The 19,779-nt window shown below is 61.4% G+C and carries 19 protein-coding genes; 10 read left to right on the top strand and 9 right to left on the bottom strand.

All coding sequences use genetic code 11. The features are described 5' to 3' along the window. Window positions 1–22 precede the first annotated feature (22 nt). The 6 genes from AACY45_RS11355 to metG form a co-directional block, all read right to left on the bottom strand. Complete coding sequence (locus tag AACY45_RS11355) at window positions 23–574, bottom strand: Rnf-Nqr domain containing protein (RefSeq protein WP_339545541.1); 552 nt, start codon at window positions 572–574, stop codon at window positions 23–25. Next, window positions 571–1,176 carry an RnfABCDGE type electron transport complex subunit G gene (locus AACY45_RS11360; protein WP_339545542.1) on the bottom strand — a complete coding sequence of 202 codons (606 nt, stop codon included), beginning with the start codon at window positions 1,174–1,176 and terminating at the stop codon, window positions 571–573. The genes AACY45_RS11355 and AACY45_RS11360 overlap by 4 nt, the downstream gene beginning before the upstream one ends. Next, window positions 1,173–2,159, bottom strand: coding sequence for an RnfABCDGE type electron transport complex subunit D (locus tag AACY45_RS11365; RefSeq protein WP_339545543.1), 987 nt, complete (start codon window positions 2,157–2,159; stop codon window positions 1,173–1,175). The genes AACY45_RS11360 and AACY45_RS11365 overlap by 4 nt, the downstream gene beginning before the upstream one ends. After that, window positions 2,146–3,360: an electron transport complex subunit RsxB gene (gene rsxB, locus AACY45_RS11370; RefSeq protein WP_339545544.1), complete on the bottom strand. Its 1,215-nt coding sequence runs from the start codon at window positions 3,358–3,360 to the stop codon at window positions 2,146–2,148. The genes AACY45_RS11365 and rsxB overlap by 14 nt, the downstream gene beginning before the upstream one ends. Next, entirely contained in the window at window positions 3,357–3,944 is a 588-nt protein-coding gene (locus AACY45_RS11375; RefSeq protein ID WP_339545545.1) for an Rnf-Nqr domain containing protein, read from the bottom strand. Before AACY45_RS11375 ends, rsxB begins: the two co-directional genes overlap by 4 nt. Window positions 3,945–4,063: 119 nt before the next feature. Continuing rightward, the gene (gene metG, locus AACY45_RS11380; RefSeq protein WP_339545546.1) at window positions 4,064–6,115 is read right to left on the bottom strand and encodes a methionine--tRNA ligase; all 2,052 of its coding nucleotides are present in this window, start codon (window positions 6,113–6,115) and stop codon (window positions 4,064–4,066) included. Between the two features lie 167 nt (window positions 6,116–6,282). Here metG and apbC point away from each other — a divergent pair, with 167 nt between their 5' ends. Continuing rightward, window positions 6,283–7,377 carry an iron-sulfur cluster carrier protein ApbC gene (apbC, locus tag AACY45_RS11385; protein ID WP_339545547.1) on the top strand — a complete coding sequence of 365 codons (1,095 nt, stop codon included), beginning with the start codon at window positions 6,283–6,285 and terminating at the stop codon, window positions 7,375–7,377. A 68-nt stretch (window positions 7,378–7,445) separates the two neighbouring features. Here the strand turns inward: apbC and AACY45_RS11390 are convergent, their stop codons facing one another. Next, entirely contained in the window at window positions 7,446–8,204 is a 759-nt protein-coding gene (locus AACY45_RS11390) for an SDR family oxidoreductase (RefSeq protein ID WP_339545548.1), read from the bottom strand. A gap of 165 nt (window positions 8,205–8,369) precedes the next feature. On the opposite strand from AACY45_RS11390, the gene AACY45_RS11395 reads away from it, so the two are divergent. The 4 genes from AACY45_RS11395 (at window position 8,370) to groL (ending at window position 11,880) form a co-directional block, all read left to right on the top strand. Continuing rightward, window positions 8,370–9,101 carry a HugZ family pyridoxamine 5'-phosphate oxidase gene (locus tag AACY45_RS11395; RefSeq protein WP_339545549.1) on the top strand — a complete coding sequence of 244 codons (732 nt, stop codon included), beginning with the start codon at window positions 8,370–8,372 and terminating at the stop codon, window positions 9,099–9,101. Between the two features lie 66 nt (window positions 9,102–9,167). Next, window positions 9,168–9,644, top strand: a complete 477-nt coding sequence (locus AACY45_RS11400; protein WP_339545550.1) for an FxsA family protein — start codon at window positions 9,168–9,170, stop codon at window positions 9,642–9,644. Between the two features lie 246 nt (window positions 9,645–9,890). Then, entirely contained in the window at window positions 9,891–10,184 is a 294-nt protein-coding gene (locus AACY45_RS11405) for a co-chaperone GroES (protein ID WP_019827816.1), read from the top strand. 52 nt (window positions 10,185–10,236) lie between these two features. After that, the gene (gene groL / locus AACY45_RS11410) at window positions 10,237–11,880 is read left to right on the top strand and encodes a chaperonin GroEL (protein ID WP_095165887.1); all 1,644 of its coding nucleotides are present in this window, start codon (window positions 10,237–10,239) and stop codon (window positions 11,878–11,880) included. 80 nt (window positions 11,881–11,960) lie between these two features. On the opposite strand, the gene AACY45_RS11415 is transcribed toward groL, so the two are convergent. Then, window positions 11,961–12,704 carry a phosphatase PAP2 family protein gene (locus tag AACY45_RS11415; protein WP_339545551.1) on the bottom strand — a complete coding sequence of 248 codons (744 nt, stop codon included), beginning with the start codon at window positions 12,702–12,704 and terminating at the stop codon, window positions 11,961–11,963. Between the two features lie 208 nt (window positions 12,705–12,912). Between AACY45_RS11415 and colR the strand changes: the two genes are divergently transcribed. The 5 genes from colR (at window position 12,913) to AACY45_RS11440 (ending at window position 16,665) form a co-directional block, all read left to right on the top strand. After that, window positions 12,913–13,596 carry a two-component system response regulator ColR gene (colR, locus tag AACY45_RS11420; RefSeq protein ID WP_054045155.1) on the top strand — a complete coding sequence of 228 codons (684 nt, stop codon included), beginning with the start codon at window positions 12,913–12,915 and terminating at the stop codon, window positions 13,594–13,596. After that, entirely contained in the window at window positions 13,586–14,866 is a 1,281-nt protein-coding gene (locus AACY45_RS11425) for a sensor histidine kinase (protein ID WP_339545552.1), read from the top strand. The genes colR and AACY45_RS11425 overlap by 11 nt, the downstream gene beginning before the upstream one ends. A gap of 182 nt (window positions 14,867–15,048) precedes the next feature. Next, window positions 15,049–15,717, top strand: coding sequence for a class I SAM-dependent methyltransferase (locus AACY45_RS11430; RefSeq protein WP_339545553.1), 669 nt, complete (start codon window positions 15,049–15,051; stop codon window positions 15,715–15,717). Between the two features lie 4 nt (window positions 15,718–15,721). Continuing rightward, the gene (locus AACY45_RS11435; protein WP_339545554.1) at window positions 15,722–16,435 is read left to right on the top strand and encodes a lipopolysaccharide kinase InaA family protein; all 714 of its coding nucleotides are present in this window, start codon (window positions 15,722–15,724) and stop codon (window positions 16,433–16,435) included. Window positions 16,436–16,437: 2 nt separating this feature from the next. Beyond that, a complete protein-coding gene (locus AACY45_RS11440; protein ID WP_339545555.1) occupies window positions 16,438–16,665 on the top strand; it encodes a hypothetical protein in 228 nt (75 codons plus the stop codon). 70 nt (window positions 16,666–16,735) lie between these two features. Here the strand turns inward: AACY45_RS11440 and AACY45_RS11445 are convergent, their stop codons facing one another. Beyond that, window positions 16,736–19,774 carry a multidrug efflux RND transporter permease subunit gene (locus tag AACY45_RS11445; RefSeq protein WP_339545556.1) on the bottom strand — a complete coding sequence of 1,013 codons (3,039 nt, stop codon included), beginning with the start codon at window positions 19,772–19,774 and terminating at the stop codon, window positions 16,736–16,738. Window positions 19,775–19,779 lie beyond the last annotated feature (5 nt).

Below are 19,779 nucleotides of genomic sequence, written 5' to 3' on the forward strand. Positions count from 1 at the left end.
CAGAACAGTTCCTTGCAGGCGTTCAGGGTGTCGGTGAGCGATTGAGCCAGGCTTGCCTGGCTGCCAGCAGCAGTCCCAACAGGATAAACCCGCCGGGGGCGATGATGGCCAGTCGTACGCTGCCGTCTGCAACCAGCCATGGCAAGTGCCAGTTGATCGAGCCATGCCCCAGCACTTCTCGCAGCAAGCCCAGGGCAATCATCAGGCTGACGAACAAGGCGCATAAACGCAATCGGTCAGGCAGACGGGTCTCGGTGAAAAAGCCGTTGTATTCCAGTACCACGCATTGCAGGGCGATCAACCCGATGTAGAGGCCCAGGTGCTGATACAGCTCAAGCGCCCAGGCCTGAGTCGCCAATGCCGCCAGGCTGGTCAAGGTCGCGGCGAGCAGCGTCGCGGCTGGCAGGCGCAGGGGCGCACTGAGCCAGGCTCGAAACAGGTGCATTTTCAGCCCATAGACAGCGATCACCAACAGGCACAGCAGCGCCAGGCTCAAGGCCGTCAGCAACGTATCGCTGGCGCCGATCAGTGGCGCCAGCATCAAGGAGTTCTGCAGGGTCGAGGTCTTGTTCATGGCGCGTTGCCGATCAGTTGTGGCCGGTGTTCATCGAAGTAGCGCAAGGCATCGTGGGTCGCACTGATCACCGCGCGGGAGGTGATCGTCGCGCCGGCCAATTGATCGAATTGGCCCTGGTCCTTTTTCAGGGCCCAGCCGCTGTCGCCCGGATCACCTCGCGACCTGCCGATAAAACCCGCCAGCCAGGGGTTGGGGTGGGTCGCGATCATGCCGCCCAGGCCCTGGGTTTCGCCTTGCTTGAGGGTTTTGATACCCAGCAGCCTACCCTGGCTATCGATGACTATCAGCAAGTCAATGGCGCCTTCATAGCCGATCACCCGACTCAGCAGGATGATCGCCGCGGGTTTACCGCCAAGGGTCGCCCGATAGCCGCCCAGCAGCGTGCTATTGGCCAGGGCCACGCCCTTGAGTGCCAGTGGCTGGTCCAGCGGCTGATTGTCATAGCTGCCCGCCGGTAGCATGTCCAACAGGTTGCGGCTCTCGATCAGCCGCTGTTCGGCGCCAACCCGTGGCGCCAAGGCCTGCTGCACAAGGTAAGTGGTGCCAGCGCACAGGACGGCGATGATCGCCAGGCTCAGGACGCTGAGGCTGCGTTTCATGATGCCGGCTCCGGTTGCGCCGCGCAGAAGCGCTCAAGGGCTGGCACACAGAGGTTCATCAGCAGCACTGCGAACGCCACGCCGTCGGGGTAGCCGCCCCAGGTTCGGATCAGGTAGGTCAACAGGCCCACGCCGGCACCGAATAGCAGGCGCGCCTTGGGACTCCTGGCCCCGGACACCGGCTCGGTGACGATAAAAAACGCACCAAGCATGGTGGCACCGCTCAACAGGTGAAACAGCGGCGAGCCATGGGAGTCGGAACCCGAGCCGTTCCAGCACAACAGGCTGATGACGAACAGGCTGCTGAGCATGCCCACCGGAGCGTGCCAACTGAACACCCGTTGCTGCAGGAGAAAGGCGCCGCCGGCGAGGAATGCCAGGTTCACCCACTCAATCCCTTTGCCACCCAACTGCCCAAATGCCGGATGGGTGGCGAACAGTTCGTCGATGGTCAGGCTTTTGTTGATCCGCAGGCTGTCCAAGGCGGTGGCCTGGGCCCAGGCGTCCGGTTGCGCGGAAACGCTCAAGCCGAAAATCTGCTGCAGGCCGCCCTGCAGGCTCAGGCCGTGGCTGGGCCAGTGGGTCATCTGTTGCGGGAAACACACCAACACCAGGGCAAAGCCGAGCATGGCCGGGTTGAACGGGTTTTTACCCACGCCGCCATACAGGTGTTTGCCGAACAGCATCGCCCCGACCGCCGCGCTCACCGTCAACCACCAGGGGCAGTAAGCGGGGAGTGCCAGTGCCAGCAGAGTGGCGCTGACCAGAGCACTGCCATCACTCAAGGCCGGCTTGAGCGGGTAACCGCGCAGGCGCAGCACCGCAGCTTCCACTGCCAGCGCGCTGGTACAGGCCAGCAGCAGATTGACCAGCACCCCCCAGCCGCTAAACCACAGCAACAGCAGCATGCCCGGCACGGTGGCCAGGAGCACGCGCTGCATCGCCTGTTGCAGGCGATCGTCGACGGGTTCAAGGGGCGACATAGTCGCTCACCTGGCGCTCGGCCTCTTCGAGCCTGGCGCGCGCCTGGCTCAAGAGCTCTGCCGGTGCCTGGGCCTGGCGCTGCAGTTTGCTCACTTCGGCGCGGGCATACGCCAGTTCAGTCTTGAGTTGTCGCAGCTGACTGTCGATCGGGCGTTTTTCCCGACGCAGCAAGTGCGGTGGCGGTTTGTCGCTGGCGTCCTCGGCGGCGTGCAGGGCTTGCTCGGCCTGCTCCAGCGCGGCGCTCAGGGCCGCCAGTTGCTCGGCAGGCGCCGCGTTACCCTGGGCTTTCTTCAGTTCGGCGCGGCGCATCGCCAGCTGGATTTTCGCCCGCTTGAGCTCAGCGTCATTGGCTGGGGTGGCCGGTTGCGGGGGATTGGCCAGGGCGCTGTTTTCGAGTTGCGCCAGGACTTGTTCGGCTGTTTCGAACTGCTGGTACAGCACGACCAGTTGAGCTTGTTGCTCGCAGGTCGGCGGATGGCCGAAGGCTTTCAGGGATTTGTGCAGTTGTGCGCGGCTCATCGCTACATCGATCTTGGCTTTTTTCAGGGCTGCATCGGCGGCCGCGGCTTTTTGCGCCTGCACGCGGGCGATGGCGTCCTGCACCGGGTTTGCACCCGTGGTGGCAGGTTGTGCCGCTTTTGCTGCCCGTGCCGCGCGCTCGGCCAGGCGCTGCTGTTCTTCGCGCTCCAGCCGGGCGTTGCGTTGTTCGAAGCGCTGGCGGGCATGCTCGCGTTTGGCGCTGCGCGCCTCAAATTGCTCAGGCGTGAACGCCAGGCCGCCAACGATCGGCAGCACCTGGGCCGAGGGCAGGGGGTGCATTTCAATGCAGTCGACCGGGCAGGGGGCGACGCACAAGTCACAGCCGGTGCATTCGTCGATGATCACCGTGTGCATCAGCTTGGCCGCGCCGACAATCGCATCGATCGGGCAGGCCTGGATGCACTTGGTGCAGCCGATGCACTCGGCTTCACGGATATAGGCAATCTGTGGCGGCGCCGAGCCCCGGCTGTGGTCGAGCGGCACGACCGGCAGGTTCAGCAGTTCGGCGAGTGCGGTGATGGTTTCGTCACCGCCCGGCGGGCACTTGTTGATCGCCTCGCCGCTGGCAATGCCTTGGGCATAGGGCTTGCACCCAGGATGGCCACACTTGCCACATTGGGTCTGGGGCAGGAGGGCGTCGATGCGTTGAATCAGACTCATGTTTTGATCAGTCCACTGAATCCGAGAAATGCCACGGCGATCAATCCGGCGCTGATCAGATCGATCGGTAAGCCACGAAAGGCCATCGGCACATCATTGTTGAGGGTGCGCTGGCGCAGGTCGCTGAACAGGCTCAGGACCAGCCAGAACCCCAATCCGGCGCCCAGGCTCAGGGCCAGGTACCAAGCCAACCCCTGGTCGCTGTGCATGCCCATCAGGCTCAAGCCCAACACGCCGGCATTGCCCAGCAGCAACGGCCAGAGCCCGGTGAACGGCAATTGCGGCAAGGTCCGGGTGAGTCCCCGCAGCAGCGCTGCGATGGGCAGTACGCTCAAAGGCAGCAACAGAAACAGGTACAGGGCCGTCAGGCCCATTGGCACTAGCAGCCAATGATAGGCGGCATAACCCAGGACGCCGTTGAGCAGCATCAGGCAGGTGGTGCTTAGGCCCAGGGCGTGGACCTGGCGCCGTTCAGACTGCGGGTCGCGCGCGGCTTGCAGCAAGGGATCGACGCCCAGCGGCCACTGCAACAGGAAGTTGTTGATCAGGGCGGTACTGATAAGGGTAAGCAGAAGGTCGGTCATGGCGTGCCGGGTCGAGGGAAAGGCCTGTACATGAAGATTAGGCAGTATCCGGCGGGGCAGATATGAAAATCCCACCGTCGCGGCGTTGCGTGACGGTGGGATCGGTCCAGCCAGGCGGATTACTTGATGCGCTGACCCGGCTTGGCGCCGCTGTCCGGGCTCAACAGGTAGATCTCTTCACCGCCAGGACCGGCCGCCATGACCATGCCTTCGGAGATGCCGAAGCGCATTTTACGTGGCTTGAGGTTGGCGATCATCATGGTCAGGCGACCTTCAAGCTTGGCCGGGTCCGGGTACGCACTCTTGATGCCCGAGAACACATTGCGTTGCTCATCACCGATGTCCAGGGTCAGGCGTAGCAGCTTGTCCGCACCTTCCACGGCTTCGGCCTTAAGGATCAGGGCGACGCGCAGGTCGACGGCGGCAAAGGCGTCGAACTCGATCTCGGCCGACAGGGGGGCCTTGGCCAGTTCACCGTTACCTTGAGGGGCCGCACTGCCGGTGTCGGTCTGGCTGGCCGCGAGGTCTTCTTTCGAAGCATCGGTCATGGCCTGGACCTTGACCGGGTCGATCCGGGTCATCAGCGGCTTGAACTCGTTCAACTGATGGTTGGCGAGCAAGGTGGTGTGGTCGTTCCAGGTCAGCGGCGCGACGTTGAGGAACGCCTCGGCGTCGGCGGCCAGCAGCGGCAGCACCGGCTTGAGGAAGATCACCAGTTGGCGGAACAGGTTGACGCCGGTGGCGCAGATCGCCTGGACTTCTTCCTGCTTGCCTTCCTGTTTGTTCAGCGACCACGGTGCCTTGTCGGCGATCCAGGCATTGGCACGGTCGGCCAGGCCCATGATTTCGCGCATGGCGCGGGCGAAGTCGCGGGCTTCATAGGCGTCGGCGATGCTGGGGGCCGCGGCCAGGAAGGCTTCGGTCAGTTCCGGTGCGGCGTTGCTGTCCACCAGCACGCCGGCATTGCCTTTGTGGATGAACCCGGCGCAGCGGCTGGCGATGTTGACGACCTTGCCCACCAGGTCCGAGTTGACCTTCTGCACGAAGTCTTCCAGGTTCAGGTCCAGGTCGTCGACGCCACGGCCCAGCTTGGACGCGTAGTAGTAACGCAGGTATTCCGGCGACAGGTGGTCCAGGTAGGTGCGGGCCTTGATGAAGGTGCCGCGCGATTTCGACATTTTCTGGCCGTTGACCGTCAGGTAGCCGTGCACGTTGATCCCGGTCGGCTTGCGGTAGCCCGCACCTTCGAGCATGGCTGGCCAGAACAGGGCGTGGAAGTTGACGATGTCCTTGCCGATGAAATGGTACAGCTCGGCGGTGGAATCCTTGGCCCAGTACGCGTCGAAGTCCAGCTCGGGACGACGGGCACACAGGTTCTTGAAGCTCGCCATGTAGCCGATGGGGGCATCCAGCCAGACGTAGAAGTATTTGCCCGGCTCGTCAGGGATCTCAAAGCCGAAGTACGGCGCATCGCGGGAGATGTCCCACTGTTGCAGGCCGACATCCAGCCATTCGGCGATCTTGTTCGCTACGGCGTCCTGCAGGGTACCGCTGCGGGTCCAGGTCTGGAGCATCTGCTGGAAATCCGGCAGCTTGAAGAAGAAGTGCTGGGAATCCTTGAGCACCGGGGTGGCGCCAGAGATCGCCGACTTCGGATCCTTCAGGTCGGTGGGCGCATAGGTCGCGCCGCATTTTTCGCAGTTGTCGCCGTATTGGTCTTCGGTGCCGCATTTCGGGCAGGTGCCCTTGATGAAGCGGTCGGCCAGGAACATTTGTTTTTCCGGGTCGAAATACTGGGTGATCGAACGCGTGGCAATGTGCCCGGCGTCACGCAGCTTGAGGTAGATCTGGCTCGACAGCTCACGGTTTTCTTCGGCGTGAGTGGAGTGGAAATTGTCGAAGTCCACCAGGAACTCGGCAAAGTCGGCGCTGTGTTCGGCCTGGACGTTGGCGATCAGTTGTTCCGGGGTGATCCCCTCTTTTTCTGCCCGCAGCATGATGGCCGAACCGTGGGCGTCGTCCGCGCAGACGTAAGTGCATTGATGGCCGCGATGCTTCTGGAAGCGCACCCACATATCGGTCTGGATGTACTCAAGCATATGGCCAAGGTGAATTGAACCATTGGCATAGGGCAGGGCGCTGGTGACGAGGATCTTGCGTGGCTCGGACATGGGGCTCGGCTACTTGATGAAACGGAGGTCGGCCACTATAAAGCGCTGGCGCAGAATTTTCACCCCGTGCGGTTGTTTCCTCCGATGATTGAATAAGGGGGGCCGCCAAAAGGTCAGAACAGGTAGGATAGTCGCCTGTTTTTCCAGACTTGTTATCGGAGTTGCCCATGAGCGCCGTCAATCGCGCAGCGGTGGAAGCCGTCCTTCGCCAGTACACCGACCCTTACCTGAACCAGGATCCGATCAGCGCCGGTTGCCTGCGCGGCATCGATATCCAGGGCGACCGCGTCAGCGTCCAGCTGGAATTGGGCTACGCCGCCGGCCTGTTCAAGAACGGCTGGGCGCAGATGCTGCAGATGGCAATCGAAGGCCTGGACGGCGTGGCGTCGGCCAAGGTCGACATCACCACGCGGATTGCCGCGCACAAGGCCCAGGCGCAGATCCCGGGCTTGGCCAACGTCAAGAACGTGGTGGCGGTGGCGTCCGGCAAGGGCGGAGTGGGCAAGTCCACCACGGCCGCCAACCTGGCCCTGGCCCTGGCCCGTGAAGGCGCCCGGGTGGGCATTCTCGATGCCGATATCTACGGCCCGAGCCAGGGCATCATGTTCGGCATTGCCGAGGGCACACGGCCCAAGGTCAAGGACCAGAAGTGGTTCGTGCCGATCGAGTCCCATGGGGTCGAAGTGATGTCCATGGCGTTCCTTACCGATGACAACACGCCGATGGTCTGGCGCGGGCCGATGGTTTCCGGTGCCCTGTTGCAATTGGTCACCCAGACCGCCTGGGGTGACCTGGACTACCTGGTGATCGATATGCCGCCAGGCACCGGCGACATTCAACTGACCCTGGCACAGAAAGTCCCGGTGGCTGGCGCAGTGATTGTCACCACCCCCCAGGACCTGGCATTGCTGGATGCGCGTAAGGGCGTCGAGATGTTCCGCAAGGTCAACATCCCGGTGCTGGGCGTGGTGGAAAACATGGCCGTACACATTTGCTCCAACTGCGGTCACGCCGAGCATCTGTTCGGTGAAGGCGGCGGCGAGAAGCTTGCCAGCCAGTACGGCGTCGAACTGTTGGCCTCGTTGCCATTGTCGATGGTGATTCGCGAGCAGGCCGACGGTGGCAAACCCACCGTGATTGCCGAGCCGGACAGCCAGATCGCCATGGTCTACCAGGAGCTGGCCCGCCATGTAGGCGCGCGAATTGTCCTGCAGGAAGCGTTGTCGCCGGCGATGCCGAATATCAGCATCAGCGACGATTGATTTCGAATAGCTGACACTCCCCCTGTGGGAGCGAGCAAGCTCGCTCCCACAGGTTTTCTTGGTCGGCTTTAAATGCGTAACCCGCCATCCATCTCCAGAATCCGACCGGTGTAGTAGTCGTTTTCGAAGATGTAGGCCGCCGAATGGGCGATCTCTTCGGGCTTGCCCATGCGTTTGAGCGGGATCCCCGCGGTCATTTTTTCCAGGGCTTCAGGCTTCATGCCCAGGGTCATTTCGGTCTCGATGAAACCAGGGGCAATGCCCGCGACACGGATGCCGTAGCGCGCCAGCTCGCGCGCCCAGGTCACGGTGGCGGCGGCTACACCGGCCTTGGCGGCGGAGTAGTTGGTCTGACCAACATTGCCGGCGCGGGAAATCGACGAAATGTTGATGATCGCGCCGGATGACTTGAGCTCGATCATCTTCGCCGCCACCTCGCGGGTGCACAGGAACACGCCCGTCAGGTTGACGTCGATCACTGCCTGCCACTGGGCCAGGCTCATTTTGCTCATCTCGCCGTCCTTGACCTTGACCAGCAGGCCGTCACGCAGGATCCCGGCATTGTTGATCAGGCCATGGATCGCGCCGAAGTCTTCGGCCACCTGGCTCACCATGTGGCACACCTGCTCTTCATTGGCGACGTTGCACAGGTAGGCACGGGCCTCGACACCGGCCGCCTGGCACGCGGCGACTGCCTGGTCGAGCTTGTCCTGGTTGAGATCGACCAGCGCCAGTTTCGCGCCTTTGGCAGCGAAATACTCGGCCATGGAGCGGCCTAGGCCCTGGCAACCGCCCGTGATAATGATTACTTTGTCAGTGAGTTGCATTCGCATGCCCCAGTAGCAGGTCGATGTGGTTTCCTCGTAGAGAGCCTCTCGATCTGCACCTGACGTGGCCCGGCGACACATGAGAACTGCCCCCGATGGCATCGCTGGAACTTTCTCCAGGAGCCTGTCCGTTTTTTCGACGGATTCTATATAAGGAGTCATAAATTGAGCGTTGAAGCTGCCAAGCATGCCCGAGAATTGCTGCTCAAGGAATACCGCGGAGTGCTCTCGACCCTTTCCAAGGCGATGCCTGGTTTCCCGTTCGGCTCAGTGGTTCCTTACTGCCTCGACGAGCAGGGCCGGCCGCTGATCCTGATCAGCCGCATCGCCCAGCACACCCACAACCTGCAAAAAGACCCGAAGTGCTCGCTGCTGGTGGGGGAGCGCGAGGCCGAGGACGTCCAGGCCGTTGGTCGCCTGACCTACCTGGCCGAGGCGCAAAAGCTCGAGGACCCAGCAGCGATCGAAGCAGCCGCGGGGCGTTACTATCGTTATTTCCCGGACTCGGCCAACTACCACCAGGCCCATGACTTCGACTTCTGGGTGCTCACCCCGGTGCGTCATCGCTACATCGGTGGTTTTGGCGCGATTCACTGGGTCGACCAGTTGACCCTGGCCAACCCCTTTGCCGGCAAGGCCGAAGTGAGTATGGTCGAGCACATGAACGCCGATCACGCCAAGGCCATCGCCCACTACGTCGACCTGGCCGGCTTGCCCAAGACCGCACCGGCCGAGCTGGCGGGTATCGATACCGAAGGCATGCACCTGCGCATTGGCCAGGCGCTGTACTGGCTGCCGTTCCCGCAGGTTTGCAATACGCCGACACAAGTGCGCGAAGCCTTGGTTTTACTGGCTCACGCCGAGCATTGGCCAACAAATGCAGCCAGCGAGGCTTGAAATCACGAAACGGCGACGTCATCTAAGGCTTACTTGCAAGGCATTCTTGCGTTGAGGAACCATTTGATGCGCCCTTTCTTGTTGCTCTTTCTGCTGTTTCCGGTGCTGGAGCTGTTCGTATTCGTCAAGGTCAGCGCCGCGATCGGGTTTTTCCCGGCCCTGCTGCTGATCATTCTCGGCTCGATGCTCGGCGTGTTCGTGCTGCGTATCGCCGGCCTGGCTACCGCATTGCGGGCCCGTGAAAGCCTGAACCGGGGGGAGTTGCCCGCGCAGACCATGATCGAAGGCCTGATGCTGGCCCTGGGTGGCGGTCTGTTGATCGTGCCGGGTTTTGTCAGCAGCGTGCTGGGCCTGATCATGATGCTGCCGCTGACCCGTCGTCTGCTGGCCAATAAAATGCGCCAGCGCGCCGAAGAACAGGCGATTCGCCAGCGCGCCTTCGCCGACGACCTGCAACCGCGTGGCGGCCCGGCTCCGCGTCAGCCTTTGGGCCGCGAGCCGAATGTGATCGAAGGCGAGTTCGAACACCGCGACTCCAAGTAACAGCAATATCGACACGGCACCTGCGGGTGCCGTGTGCGTTTTGGCGGCCACTGAAGTAAAAAATTTCGCTGTGCTGCCCTTGAAATAAGCTTATGCGCCCTTATGTAACGGTCACCGCAAGGTTTCTGGTGATGCTCACCAGACAGACTTCCGCGACTTGCTCGACGAGTCGCACCCGGCACTGCCGGAAATTAACCCCGCCGGGACTACACCGGCCGCTGAAACTACAATTAGGAGAGATCGACAATGAAGCTTCGTCCTCTGCATGACCGCGTCGTCATCCGTCGCAGCGAAGAAGAAAAGAAAACCGCCGGCGGTATCGTTCTGCCAGGTTCGGCTGCTGAAAAAGCCAACAGCGGCGAGATCCTCGCTGTCGGTACCGGCCGCGTGCTGGACAACGGTGAAGTGCGTGCGCTGGCCGTGAAAGTGGGTGACAAGGTTGTGTTCGGCCCGTACTCGGGCAGCAACACCGTGAAAGTCGACGGCGAAGACCTGTTGGTAATGGCTGAGAACGAAATTCTCGCTGTTATCGAAGGCTAAGACCCCTCGCTCATTTTCCCGCGACTACTCAAGTATTTAAGGAATATCGATCATGGCTGCTAAAGAAGTTAAATTCGGCGATTCCGCCCGTAAGAAAATGCTCGCCGGTGTTAACGTCCTGGCTGACGCAGTAAAAGCGACCCTGGGCCCTAAAGGCCGTAACGTGATCATCGAGAAGAGCTTCGGCGCTCCGACCATCACCAAGGACGGCGTTTCCGTTGCCAAAGAAATCGAGCTGAAAGATCGCTTCGAAAACATGGGCGCGCAGTTGGTCAAAGACGTTGCCTCCCGTGCCAACGATGACGCAGGCGACGGCACCACCACCGCTACCGTTCTGGCTCAATCGATCGTCAACGAAGGCCTGAAAGCCGTCGCTGCCGGCATGAACCCGATGGACCTGAAGCGCGGTATCGACAAAGCGACCATCGCGATCGTCAAAGAGCTGAAGTCCCTGTCCAAGCCTTGCGCTGACACCAAGGCCATCGCTCAGGTCGGCACCATCTCGGCCAACTCCGACAGCTCCATCGGCGACATCATTGCCGAAGCCATGGAAAAAGTCGGCAAAGAAGGCGTGATCACCGTTGAAGAAGGCTCGGGCCTGGAAAACGAACTGTCGGTTGTTGAAGGCATGCAGTTCGACCGTGGCTACCTGTCCCCGTACTTCGTCAACAAGCCAGAGACCATGACTGCCGAGCTGGACGGTCCGCTGATCCTGCTGGTCGACAAAAAGATCTCGAACATCCGCGAAATGCTGCCAGTACTGGAAGCCGTTGCCAAAGCCGGCCGTCCACTGCTGATCGTGGCCGAAGACGTTGAAGGCGAAGCCCTGGCGACGCTGGTTGTGAACAACATGCGTGGCATCGTTAAAGTCGCAGCCGTCAAGGCTCCAGGCTTCGGCGACCGTCGCAAGGCCATGCTGCAGGACATCGCCGTCCTGACCGGCGGTACCGTTATCTCCGAAGAGATCGGTCTGAGCCTGGAAAGCACTACCCTGGAACACCTGGGTAATGCCAAGCGCGTGATCCTGTCCAAAGAAAACACCACCGTGATCGACGGCGCTGGCGTTGAGGCTGACATCCAGGCTCGCGTTCTGCAGATCCGCCAGCAAGTGGCTGACACTTCGTCCGACTACGACCGTGAAAAACTGCAAGAGCGCCTGGCCAAACTGTCCGGCGGCGTTGCAGTGATCAAGGTTGGCGCTGGCTCCGAAGTTGAAATGAAAGAGAAGAAAGCCCGCGTTGAAGACGCCCTGCACGCTACCCGTGCAGCCGTTGAAGAAGGCGTGGTACCTGGCGGCGGCGTGGCACTGGTTCGTGCCCTGCAAGCCATCAGCGAACTGAAAGGCGACAACGCCGATCAGGACGTCGGTATCGCTCTGCTGCGTCGTGCTGTTGAAGCACCACTGCGCCAGATCGTTGCCAACTCCGGCGACGAGCCAAGCGTGGTAGTCGACAAGGTCAAGCAAGGCTCGGGTAACTTCGGTTACAACGCAGCGACCGGCGAATACGGCGACATGATCGAAATGGGTATCCTGGACCCGGCCAAAGTGACTCGTTCGGCTCTGCAAGCGGCTTCGTCGATTGCCAGCCTGATGATCACCACCGAAGCCATGATCGCTGAGATCAAGGAAGACGCACCCGCTGGCGGCGGCATGCCAGACATGGGCGGTATGGGCGGCATGGGCGGCATGATGTAAGCCAGCCTTACCCCGTACCAGCTACACCTGTAAAAAACCCCGCCTGCGCTAAGCAGGCGGGGTTTTTTATTGCCCCCGAATCAGGCGTTGACCGCCCGTGCCTTGCCAGCCGACTGAACCTTGCTCGCCGGTTGATACAGCACGTAGTAATACGCGCCCAGGCAAATCAGCCAACAGAACACCGCCGTCCACACGTTGTGGGAGAAAAAGTGGGCGCCCTGCATCATGCGGCTGACGGAAAACACCGTACCCAGGCCAAACGCAAAGAGAAAAGCAGCGCGAGCCAGTTTCGGGCGCCGGTCGCGCAACACGAAAAACAGCGCAAACAAGGCAAACCCGGTGGCCGCATGACCGCCAGGCCAGCAACGTCCCGGTTTGTCGGTGGCCGGACGCGGGCTGAGCAGTTCGCTGTAGGTTTGTTTGCCACCGAACGCCTTCAGACTCCAGGGACACTGCACTGCGGTCACGGCCTTGACCGGCGTGACAAACGCCGTGGCCAGGCCTAGCGACAGCACCAGGCAGCCCAGTTCGCGCTTGAACGGCTTGAGCCGTGCGACGAAAAACGAAAAGGCCAAACCGATGACCGCCAGCACCGAGAAAGCAATGACCACCTGCTTGGCCCGGTCATGCAGGATGTTTTCCAGAAAGTAGCTGTGGCGACCGATAAACCCTCCAGCGTCGGGGTCGTAGAACAGTTGGGCCAGGCTCATGTCCAGGGACGTCAACTCAAGCAGCAGCAGAGTGACCGCCACGACAGCCGGAATCCCCAGGCAGAGCCAGGCATTCAAGGGGCGGGAGGCGGGGCGCGAAAGGGGCAGTGGCATCGGGCGATCCTGAGGGTGTGGAAAGGTTCAGCGGCAAGCAGCACACCAGTCTGGGCCCGCTCGCGTAGGCCGGGTGTGAACGGCGGGTGAAAAATTCGTGAGTGGTTTTCGCCCCGGTTTGCCTGGCACACAACCCTGGCCCTGAGCCCCGCTTGGCCTTAAGCTGCGCGAGCCAAGACGGCCGTCACTGTGTACGGAGCAAATGCCCATGCGAATTCTATTGGTTGAAGACAACCGCGATATCCTCGCCAACCTGGCGGATTACCTGGGGCTTAAAGGCTATACCGTGGATTGCGCGCAGGACGGCTTGTCGGGTCTGCACCTGGCGGCCACCGAGCATTACGACCTGATCGTGCTCGACATCATGCTGCCCGGCATCGACGGCTACACCTTGTGCAAGCGCCTGCGCGAAGATGCCCGGCGTGATACCCCGGTGATCATGCTGACCGCCCGTGACCAGTTGGATGACCGGCTGCAGGGCTTCAAGTCCGGCGCCGACGATTACCTGATCAAACCCTTTGCCCTGTCCGAACTGGCCGCGCGCATCGAAGCGGTGATGCGCCGCGCCCAGGGGGGAGGGCGGCGTGCCTTGCAGGTCGGCGACCTCAGCTATGACCTCGACACCCTGGAAGTGACGCGCGAAGGGCGTCTGCTGAAACTCAACCCGGTCGGCCTCAAGCTGCTGGCGGTGTTGATGCAGAAGAGCCCCCATGTGTTGCGGCGCGAGATTCTCGAAGAAGCCCTGTGGGGCGATGATTGCCCGGACAGCGACAGCCTGCGCAGCCATGTACACCAGTTGCGCCAGGTGATCGACAAACCCTTTGCCAAGCCGTTGCTGCAGACCGTACACGGTGTCGGTTATCGCCTGGCCGAGGGGCGTGATGGAGTTTAAGCAGAGTCTTGCCCAGCGGATCATCATCGCCTTTGCCCTGATGAGTGCGCTGGTGGCGGGGGCGTTTGCCATGGGCATCGTGGCCACCGTGCACCTGGTCGAAGAAAAACTGATTTCCGCCGGACTGGGGGGCGACCTGCAACGTTTGCTGCTGATGGACAACATGTCTGAATGGAGCCATCGGCCGGAGCCGGACCAGTTGTTCTATTTCAGCGGCGGTCCGGGTGACTTCGAGTTGCCCAAGGACCTGCGGCACCTGGATGCCGGGTTCCACGAGGTATTTCGCGAACAGCTGTCGTACCACGCGATGGTGGAAATCGTCGACGGCCGGCATTACGTGCTGCTGCAGGACCAAAGCGATTTCGAAGAGCGCGAGCGAGTGCTGTTTGCCGTGGTCCTGGTGGGCTTCGTGTTGAGCCTGGCGTTGGCGGTGTTCCTCGGCTGGGTCCTGGCGCGCAAGGTGATGGCGCCGGTGGTGCGCCTGGCCCGCCAGGTCCGGCACCGCGATCAACTGCTTGGCCTGGCCCCTCCGCTGGCCCCGGACTACGCCGCCGATGAAGTCGGCGAGCTGGCAGTGGCCTTCGATGCCACCCTGGGCCGGCTGCGCCAGGCGCTGAACCGCGAACGGCTGTTTACCAGTGACGTCAGTCACGAGTTGCGCACACCGCTGATGGTCCTCGCCAGTTCCTGCGAACTGCTGCTGGAAAACCCCGGTATCGACCAGCGCGGTCGTGCCCAGGTCGAACGTATTGCACGGGCCTGCGAGGAGATGCGCGAGCTGGTCCAGACCTTCCTGATGCTTGCCCGAGCCCAGCATGAAGCGGCTGGCATGTCGCCGCAGATGACCTTGCAGCAAGTCGCCGAGGAACTGCTCGGCCTGTGGCGCGAGCCCATTGAAGCCAAGGGCCTGCAACTGATCCATGAGCCCGGCCAGCCGCTGCCGATGCGCTACAACGCGACCTTGCTACACGCGGTCATGGGCAACCTGTTGCGCAATGCCGTGCACTACACCGACAACGGCTTCATTCGCCTGACCCTGCTGCCCAACGGGTTTCTGGTGGAGGACAGTGGCGTGGGCATTCCCGAGGAAAAGCGCGAGGCGATGTTCGAGCCCTTTGTCCGTGGCACGGAAAATCGGGGTGAAGGCCTGGGGCTGGGCCTGTCACTGGTGCAGCGAATTTGTGAAAACCAGGGCTGGAGCGTCAGCCTCACCACACGGGAACCTAGCGGTTGCCGATTCCACGTCGAACTGTGTCGGACAGGCGTCTGAAGCCCGGCTGTGGTGGGGGCTTGTACGTTTTTTCCTACGTCCGCACGGGTGCATGCTGACGCTTGAGGTGTAAAATTCTGTAATACATAAGGGCTTTTCCTAACAATTTTTTCACAATTGGATGACCTGAAACTCACACCCGGCTCCCTAAGGTGGCTGTCATCAGTTCTGGAGACATGATGATGGACGACCCGATCAAGCTCGAATTTTCCGAGAAGTACGACGACGAACACGCCAAGCGTTACTTGCGCAAGCACAAGGACGGTCTCGGCCGCCAACTGTCGCACAAGCGTGATTTGCAGTTGGCTCGCACCGCACTCAAGCGTGTCGGGGAACCGGGCCTGGTACTGGACCTACCCTGCGGTGCCGGACGTTTCTGGCCGATGCTGGCGGAAAAGTCCAACCGGGTGATCATTGGTGCAGACAACTCGGCCTCGATGGTCAAGATCGCCACCCAGGCCCAACCGGCTGATGTGGTGGAACGGGTACGACCCTTGCAGACGTCTGCCTTCGACATCGCGTTGCCCGACAACTCCGTAGACAGCATTTTCTGCATGCGTTTGCTTCACCACATCGGCGAGGCCGAGCATCGGCTGGCTATCTTGCGGGAATTCCAGCGGGTTACCCGCGACAGCGTGATCCTGTCGTTGTGGGTTGATGGCAATTTCAAGGCCTGGAAACGCAAGCGTGCTGAGAAAGAACGTGCGCAAGAGGGTTACCAGAACCGCTTCGTGTTACCGGCCGCTACGGTAGAGGCCGAATTCGAGCAAGCCGGTTTCCGCGTTCAGGAACATTTGGACTTCATTCCGCTCTACGCCATGTGGCGCGTTTATATTTTGCGAAAGAGGTAAGAGCATGGCAGTTCAACAGGTTTCGGATGCGCAGGACGCGCCTGAAGATCGCTTTGATTACTTCTGGAGCCAACGTGGCGAATGGGTGGAAGAACCCAACGTCCGGCGTGGCGGGGAAAGTGGCGTCCAACGTATCCATGCACCTAATGGACAACTGTTGTATGCCAAGCGCCAGACCGGGCATATCTACCGTAGTTGGTTGCACCCATTCGGGCGCCCCACCGTGTTGCGCGAGCTGGATGCGCTGACGGGGCTGCACAAGCTCAACGTGCGGGTGCCGCAAATCGTCTTCTGTGGTGCACAGCGGGATCCGGTGCATCAGTGGCGAGCGTTGCTGGTGACTCAGTCCCTGGACGGCTTTGTCGAGATCGAGGACTGGTACGCCAGCGGCGGTCGCGAGCGTCACGGCGAGGCCTTCCATGAGCAGGTCCTGCAAGACCTGGCACAGAACCTGGCCCGCATGCACAAGGGCCGTTGGCAACACAGCTGCCTGTACATCAAGCATATTTTTCTACGGGTCACCGGAGAGGGGCCAACAGCCAAGGCCGAGATCGCCCTGCTGGACCTGGAGAAGTGCCGCCAGCGTCTATTGAGCACCCAGGCAGCGGCCCACGACATGAAGCAATTGCGTCGCCACTCGTCGTGGAGCGCGGCGGACTGGGACAAACTCGTCTATTTTTATAAGACGGCGTTTGGCAGCGCTATCAAAGGCTTATAGCGATGAAACTAGAAATTGCTCGAGGTTTATTTCTAATAGGAGCCTTGGCAGTTGCTTCATTGGCGGTGGCGGCTTGGGAGCAGCCCCGCACGCAGGTCCTCAGCGCGGCGCATGGCGACGCGCATTGCCCATTGCCACGGGTGGCGAAAGCCTCCGTGGCAGTCCATCCCGACAATGATCTGCTGTTGTTCATGTTCGGTATGGCCCAGGGAATGAGACCGCAAAGTTGAAAACAATGAAGCCCAAATAAAAGGCCTCGCAGTTGCGAGGCCTTTTTGTTTTGGGTGGATCACCCTCCGATCACACCGGCTCGGGTGCCTTGTCGGGTTTGGCCAGCAGGGTGTAGACGCAGGGCAGCACGAACAGGGTGAACAGGGTGCCGATGGACATCCCAGTGGCAATCACCATACCAATATCAAACCGGCTGACGGCTCCCGCGCCCGTGGCAATGATCAACGGCAACATGCCGAACACCATGGCCGCGGTGGTCATCAACACCGGACGCAGGCGGATGGCGGCGGCTTCCTCCACCGCTTCGCGAGGAGTCAGGCCCTTGTCCTTGCGCAACTGGTTGGCAAACTCGACGATCAGGATCCCGTGCTTGCTGATCAGCCCGATCAGGGTCACCAGGCCGACCTGGGTATAGATGTTCATGCTCGACCAACCCAGGAACAGCGGGATCAGTGCGCCGCAGATCGACAGCGGCACGGTCACCAGGATCACCAGCGGATCGCGGAAACTCTCGAACTGCGCAGCCAGCACCAGGAAAATGATTGCCAGCGCCAAGGCAAAGGTCACCCACAGCGCGCTGCCTTCCTGCACGAACTGGCGGGAAGCGCCGGCGTGGTCAAAGGCATATCCCGGTGGCGCCTCCTCCAGGGCGATCTGCTGCACGGCTTCAATCGCCTCGCCCATGCTGACCACCGGGAAGCCCGAGAGGATCGCCGAGTTCAGTTGCTGGAACTGGTTCAGTTGGCGCGGCCGGGCCCGGTCCTTGACGGTGATCAGGGTCGACAGGGCAAGTAGTTCACCCTGGGTGTTCTTCACGTAGTAGTTGTTCAGCCAGTCCGGGTTGTCCCGATAGGCCCGTTCCACTTGGGCGATCACCTTGTAGCTGCGACCTTCGATGGTGAACCGGTTGATTTCCGCCTCGGCCAGCAAGGTCGCCAGGGTCGTGCCCAGGTCGAGCATGGACACGCCCATCTGAGCGGCCTTCGCGCGGTCGATATCGACCACCACTTCCGGCTTGTCGAAGGCCAGGTCGATATCGACGAAGGCGAACTTGCCGGACTCCATTGCGCGTTTTTTCACCCGCTCGACCACCGCCAGCAGCGACTCATAGTCATTGGCGGTGTTAATCACGAACTGGAAGGGCAGGCCCTCACCGGTGCCGGGCAGCGAAGGCAGGTTGAAACCAAAGATCTGCAACCCGGGGATGCGTGACAGCTTGCTCTGGACCAGCGGCAGGATCTCCATCTGGGTGCGGCTGCGCTCGTTCCAGGGCTTGAGCAGGAAGCCGCCAATCCCCGATTGCACGCCGTTGAAGCCGTTGATCTGGAAGGAGGAGTAGTACTCGGGAAACTCTTTGAAAATCGTGATGAATTCGTCGGTGTAGGAATTCAGGTACTCGAGGTTGGTCGGCTGCGGGGCATTGGCCATCATGAAAATGATGCCCTGGTCTTCATCCGGCGCCAGTTCCGATTTGCTGAACGTGAGCAACACCGGAATCAGGCACAGCACGATCGCCGCGAACACCAGCACCACCGGCCGGGTATTGAGGGTGCCGTGCAACATGCTCTGATAGCGTCGCTTGAGCCGTTCGAACAACTGGTCCAAGCGATGGGCCAGCCCGGATGGGTTCGGATCGTGGCGCAGGAGCAGGGCGCACATCATTGGCGACAGGGTCAGGGCGACGATGCCGGAGATCACCACGGCGCCCGCCAGGGTCAGGGCAAACTCCTTGAACAGCGCCCCGGTCAGCCCCGTCAGGAAGCCGATCGGCGCATACACGGCGGCCAGGGTAATGGTCATCGAGACCACCGGCATGGCGATCTCCCGCGCACCCTCGAGCGCAGCATCCAGCGGAGTCTTGCCTTCCTCGATGTGGCGATGGATGTTCTCTACCACGACGATGGCATCATCCACCACCAGGCCGATGGCCAGCACCATGGCCAGCAGGGTCAGCAGGTTGATCGAGTAGCCCATCAGTTGCATGAAGAACATCACGCCGATCATCGACAGCGGAATGGTCACCACCGGGATTACAACCGAACGCAGGGCGCCGAGGAACAGGAACACCACGACAATCACGATCAGCACGGCTTCGAACAGGGTTTTCACCACCTCATCGATCGAGGCCTGGATGAACAGCGTGGCATCGTAGGCAATTTCCGCCTTGAGGTTAGGCGGTAGCTGGGACTCCAGCTCCGGCATCAGCTTGCGCACTTCCTTGATCACGTCCAGCGGGTTGGCCCCGGGCGTTGGCTTGATCCCGATGTACACCGAGGGCGTGCCGCCGAACGAGCTGATGCTGTCGTAGTTTTCCGCGCCCATTTCCACGCGGGCCACATCGCTGAGCAGCACCCGGCTGTCGCCATCGACTTTCAGCGGGATCTGGCCGAAGGCTTCGGCGGTTTTCAGTTCGGTGTTGGCGTTGACGCTGGTGACCACGTACTCGCCCTTGACCTCACCGGCGGCCGACAGGAAGTTGTACTGGCGCACCGCGCTGGTCACGTCACTAGCACTCAGGCCAAACCCGGCGAGCTTGACCGGGTCCAGCCACAGGCGCATGGCAAAGACCTGGTTGCCGAGGATCTCGGCTTCGGCCATGCCGGGCAGGGTCGCGAGCTTGGGCTGGATCACGCGCGACAGGTAGTCGGTGATCTGCGGGTTATTCAGCTCCTTGCTGAAGAAGCTGATGTACATCAGCACCGAGGCGTCCGCCGCCTCCTTGCTCAGCACCGGGTCCTCGGCGTCTTGCGGCAGCTTGTTCTTGACCTCGTTGGCCTTGGCCAGCAACTCGGTGAACAGCCGGTCGCTGTTGGAGCCGATGCGCGCGTAGATCGAGATCACCGAGAAGTTCTGGCGGCTGACCGAGGTCATGTAGTCGATGCCTTCGGCACTGGCCAGGCTCTGTTGCAGGGGCTGGGTGATATAGCCCTGGATGGTTTCGGCGTTGGCCCCGGGGTACGCGGTGGTCACCGTGATCAGGGCGTTTTCCATCTGTGGGTACTGGCGCAGCGGCAGCTTGCTCCAGGCCTGGAAGCCCAGCAGCACGATCAACAGGCTGACCACGGTAGCGAGCACCGGGCGACGGATGAACGGGTCGGTAAAAGCCATGGGGA

It is taken from the genome of Pseudomonas sp. RA_35y_Pfl2_P32, from assembly GCF_963970735.1.
In the GTDB taxonomy this organism is placed as follows: domain Bacteria; phylum Pseudomonadota; class Gammaproteobacteria; order Pseudomonadales; family Pseudomonadaceae; genus Aquipseudomonas.

What these genes read in the sequence shown, in the direction of transcription:
- AACY45_RS11400 (WP_339545550.1), top strand. Translation starts at nt 9,168, where the DNA reads ATGCGCCCTTTCTTGTTGCTCTTTCTGCTGTTTCCGGTGCTGGAGCTG.
- AACY45_RS11360 (WP_339545542.1), bottom strand. Translation starts at nt 1,176, where the DNA reads ATGAAACGCAGCCTCAGCGTCCTGAGCCTGGCGATCATCGCCGTCCTG.
- AACY45_RS11440 (WP_339545555.1), top strand. Translation starts at nt 16,438, where the DNA reads ATGAAACTAGAAATTGCTCGAGGTTTATTTCTAATAGGAGCCTTGGCA.
- AACY45_RS11365 (WP_339545543.1), bottom strand. Translation starts at nt 2,159, where the DNA reads ATGTCGCCCCTTGAACCCGTCGACGATCGCCTGCAACAGGCGATGCAG.
- rsxB (WP_339545544.1), bottom strand. Translation starts at nt 3,360, where the DNA reads ATGAGTCTGATTCAACGCATCGACGCCCTCCTGCCCCAGACCCAATGT.
- metG (WP_339545546.1), bottom strand. Translation starts at nt 6,115, where the DNA reads ATGTCCGAGCCACGCAAGATCCTCGTCACCAGCGCCCTGCCCTATGCC.
- AACY45_RS11375 (WP_339545545.1), bottom strand. Translation starts at nt 3,944, where the DNA reads ATGACCGACCTTCTGCTTACCCTTATCAGTACCGCCCTGATCAACAAC.
- AACY45_RS11415 (WP_339545551.1), bottom strand. Translation starts at nt 12,704, where the DNA reads ATGCCACTGCCCCTTTCGCGCCCCGCCTCCCGCCCCTTGAATGCCTGG.
- AACY45_RS11445 (WP_339545556.1), bottom strand. Translation starts at nt 19,774, where the DNA reads ATGGCTTTTACCGACCCGTTCATCCGTCGCCCGGTGCTCGCTACCGTG.
- apbC (WP_339545547.1), top strand. Translation starts at nt 6,283, where the DNA reads ATGAGCGCCGTCAATCGCGCAGCGGTGGAAGCCGTCCTTCGCCAGTAC.
- AACY45_RS11355 (WP_339545541.1), bottom strand. Translation starts at nt 574, where the DNA reads ATGAACAAGACCTCGACCCTGCAGAACTCCTTGATGCTGGCGCCACTG.
- AACY45_RS11390 (WP_339545548.1), bottom strand. Translation starts at nt 8,204, where the DNA reads ATGCAACTCACTGACAAAGTAATCATTATCACGGGCGGTTGCCAGGGC.
- colR (WP_054045155.1), top strand. Translation starts at nt 12,913, where the DNA reads ATGCGAATTCTATTGGTTGAAGACAACCGCGATATCCTCGCCAACCTG.
- AACY45_RS11425 (WP_339545552.1), top strand. Translation starts at nt 13,586, where the DNA reads ATGGAGTTTAAGCAGAGTCTTGCCCAGCGGATCATCATCGCCTTTGCC.
- AACY45_RS11430 (WP_339545553.1), top strand. Translation starts at nt 15,049, where the DNA reads ATGGACGACCCGATCAAGCTCGAATTTTCCGAGAAGTACGACGACGAA.
- AACY45_RS11405 (WP_019827816.1), top strand. Translation starts at nt 9,891, where the DNA reads ATGAAGCTTCGTCCTCTGCATGACCGCGTCGTCATCCGTCGCAGCGAA.
- AACY45_RS11435 (WP_339545554.1), top strand. Translation starts at nt 15,722, where the DNA reads ATGGCAGTTCAACAGGTTTCGGATGCGCAGGACGCGCCTGAAGATCGC.
- groL (WP_095165887.1), top strand. Translation starts at nt 10,237, where the DNA reads ATGGCTGCTAAAGAAGTTAAATTCGGCGATTCCGCCCGTAAGAAAATG.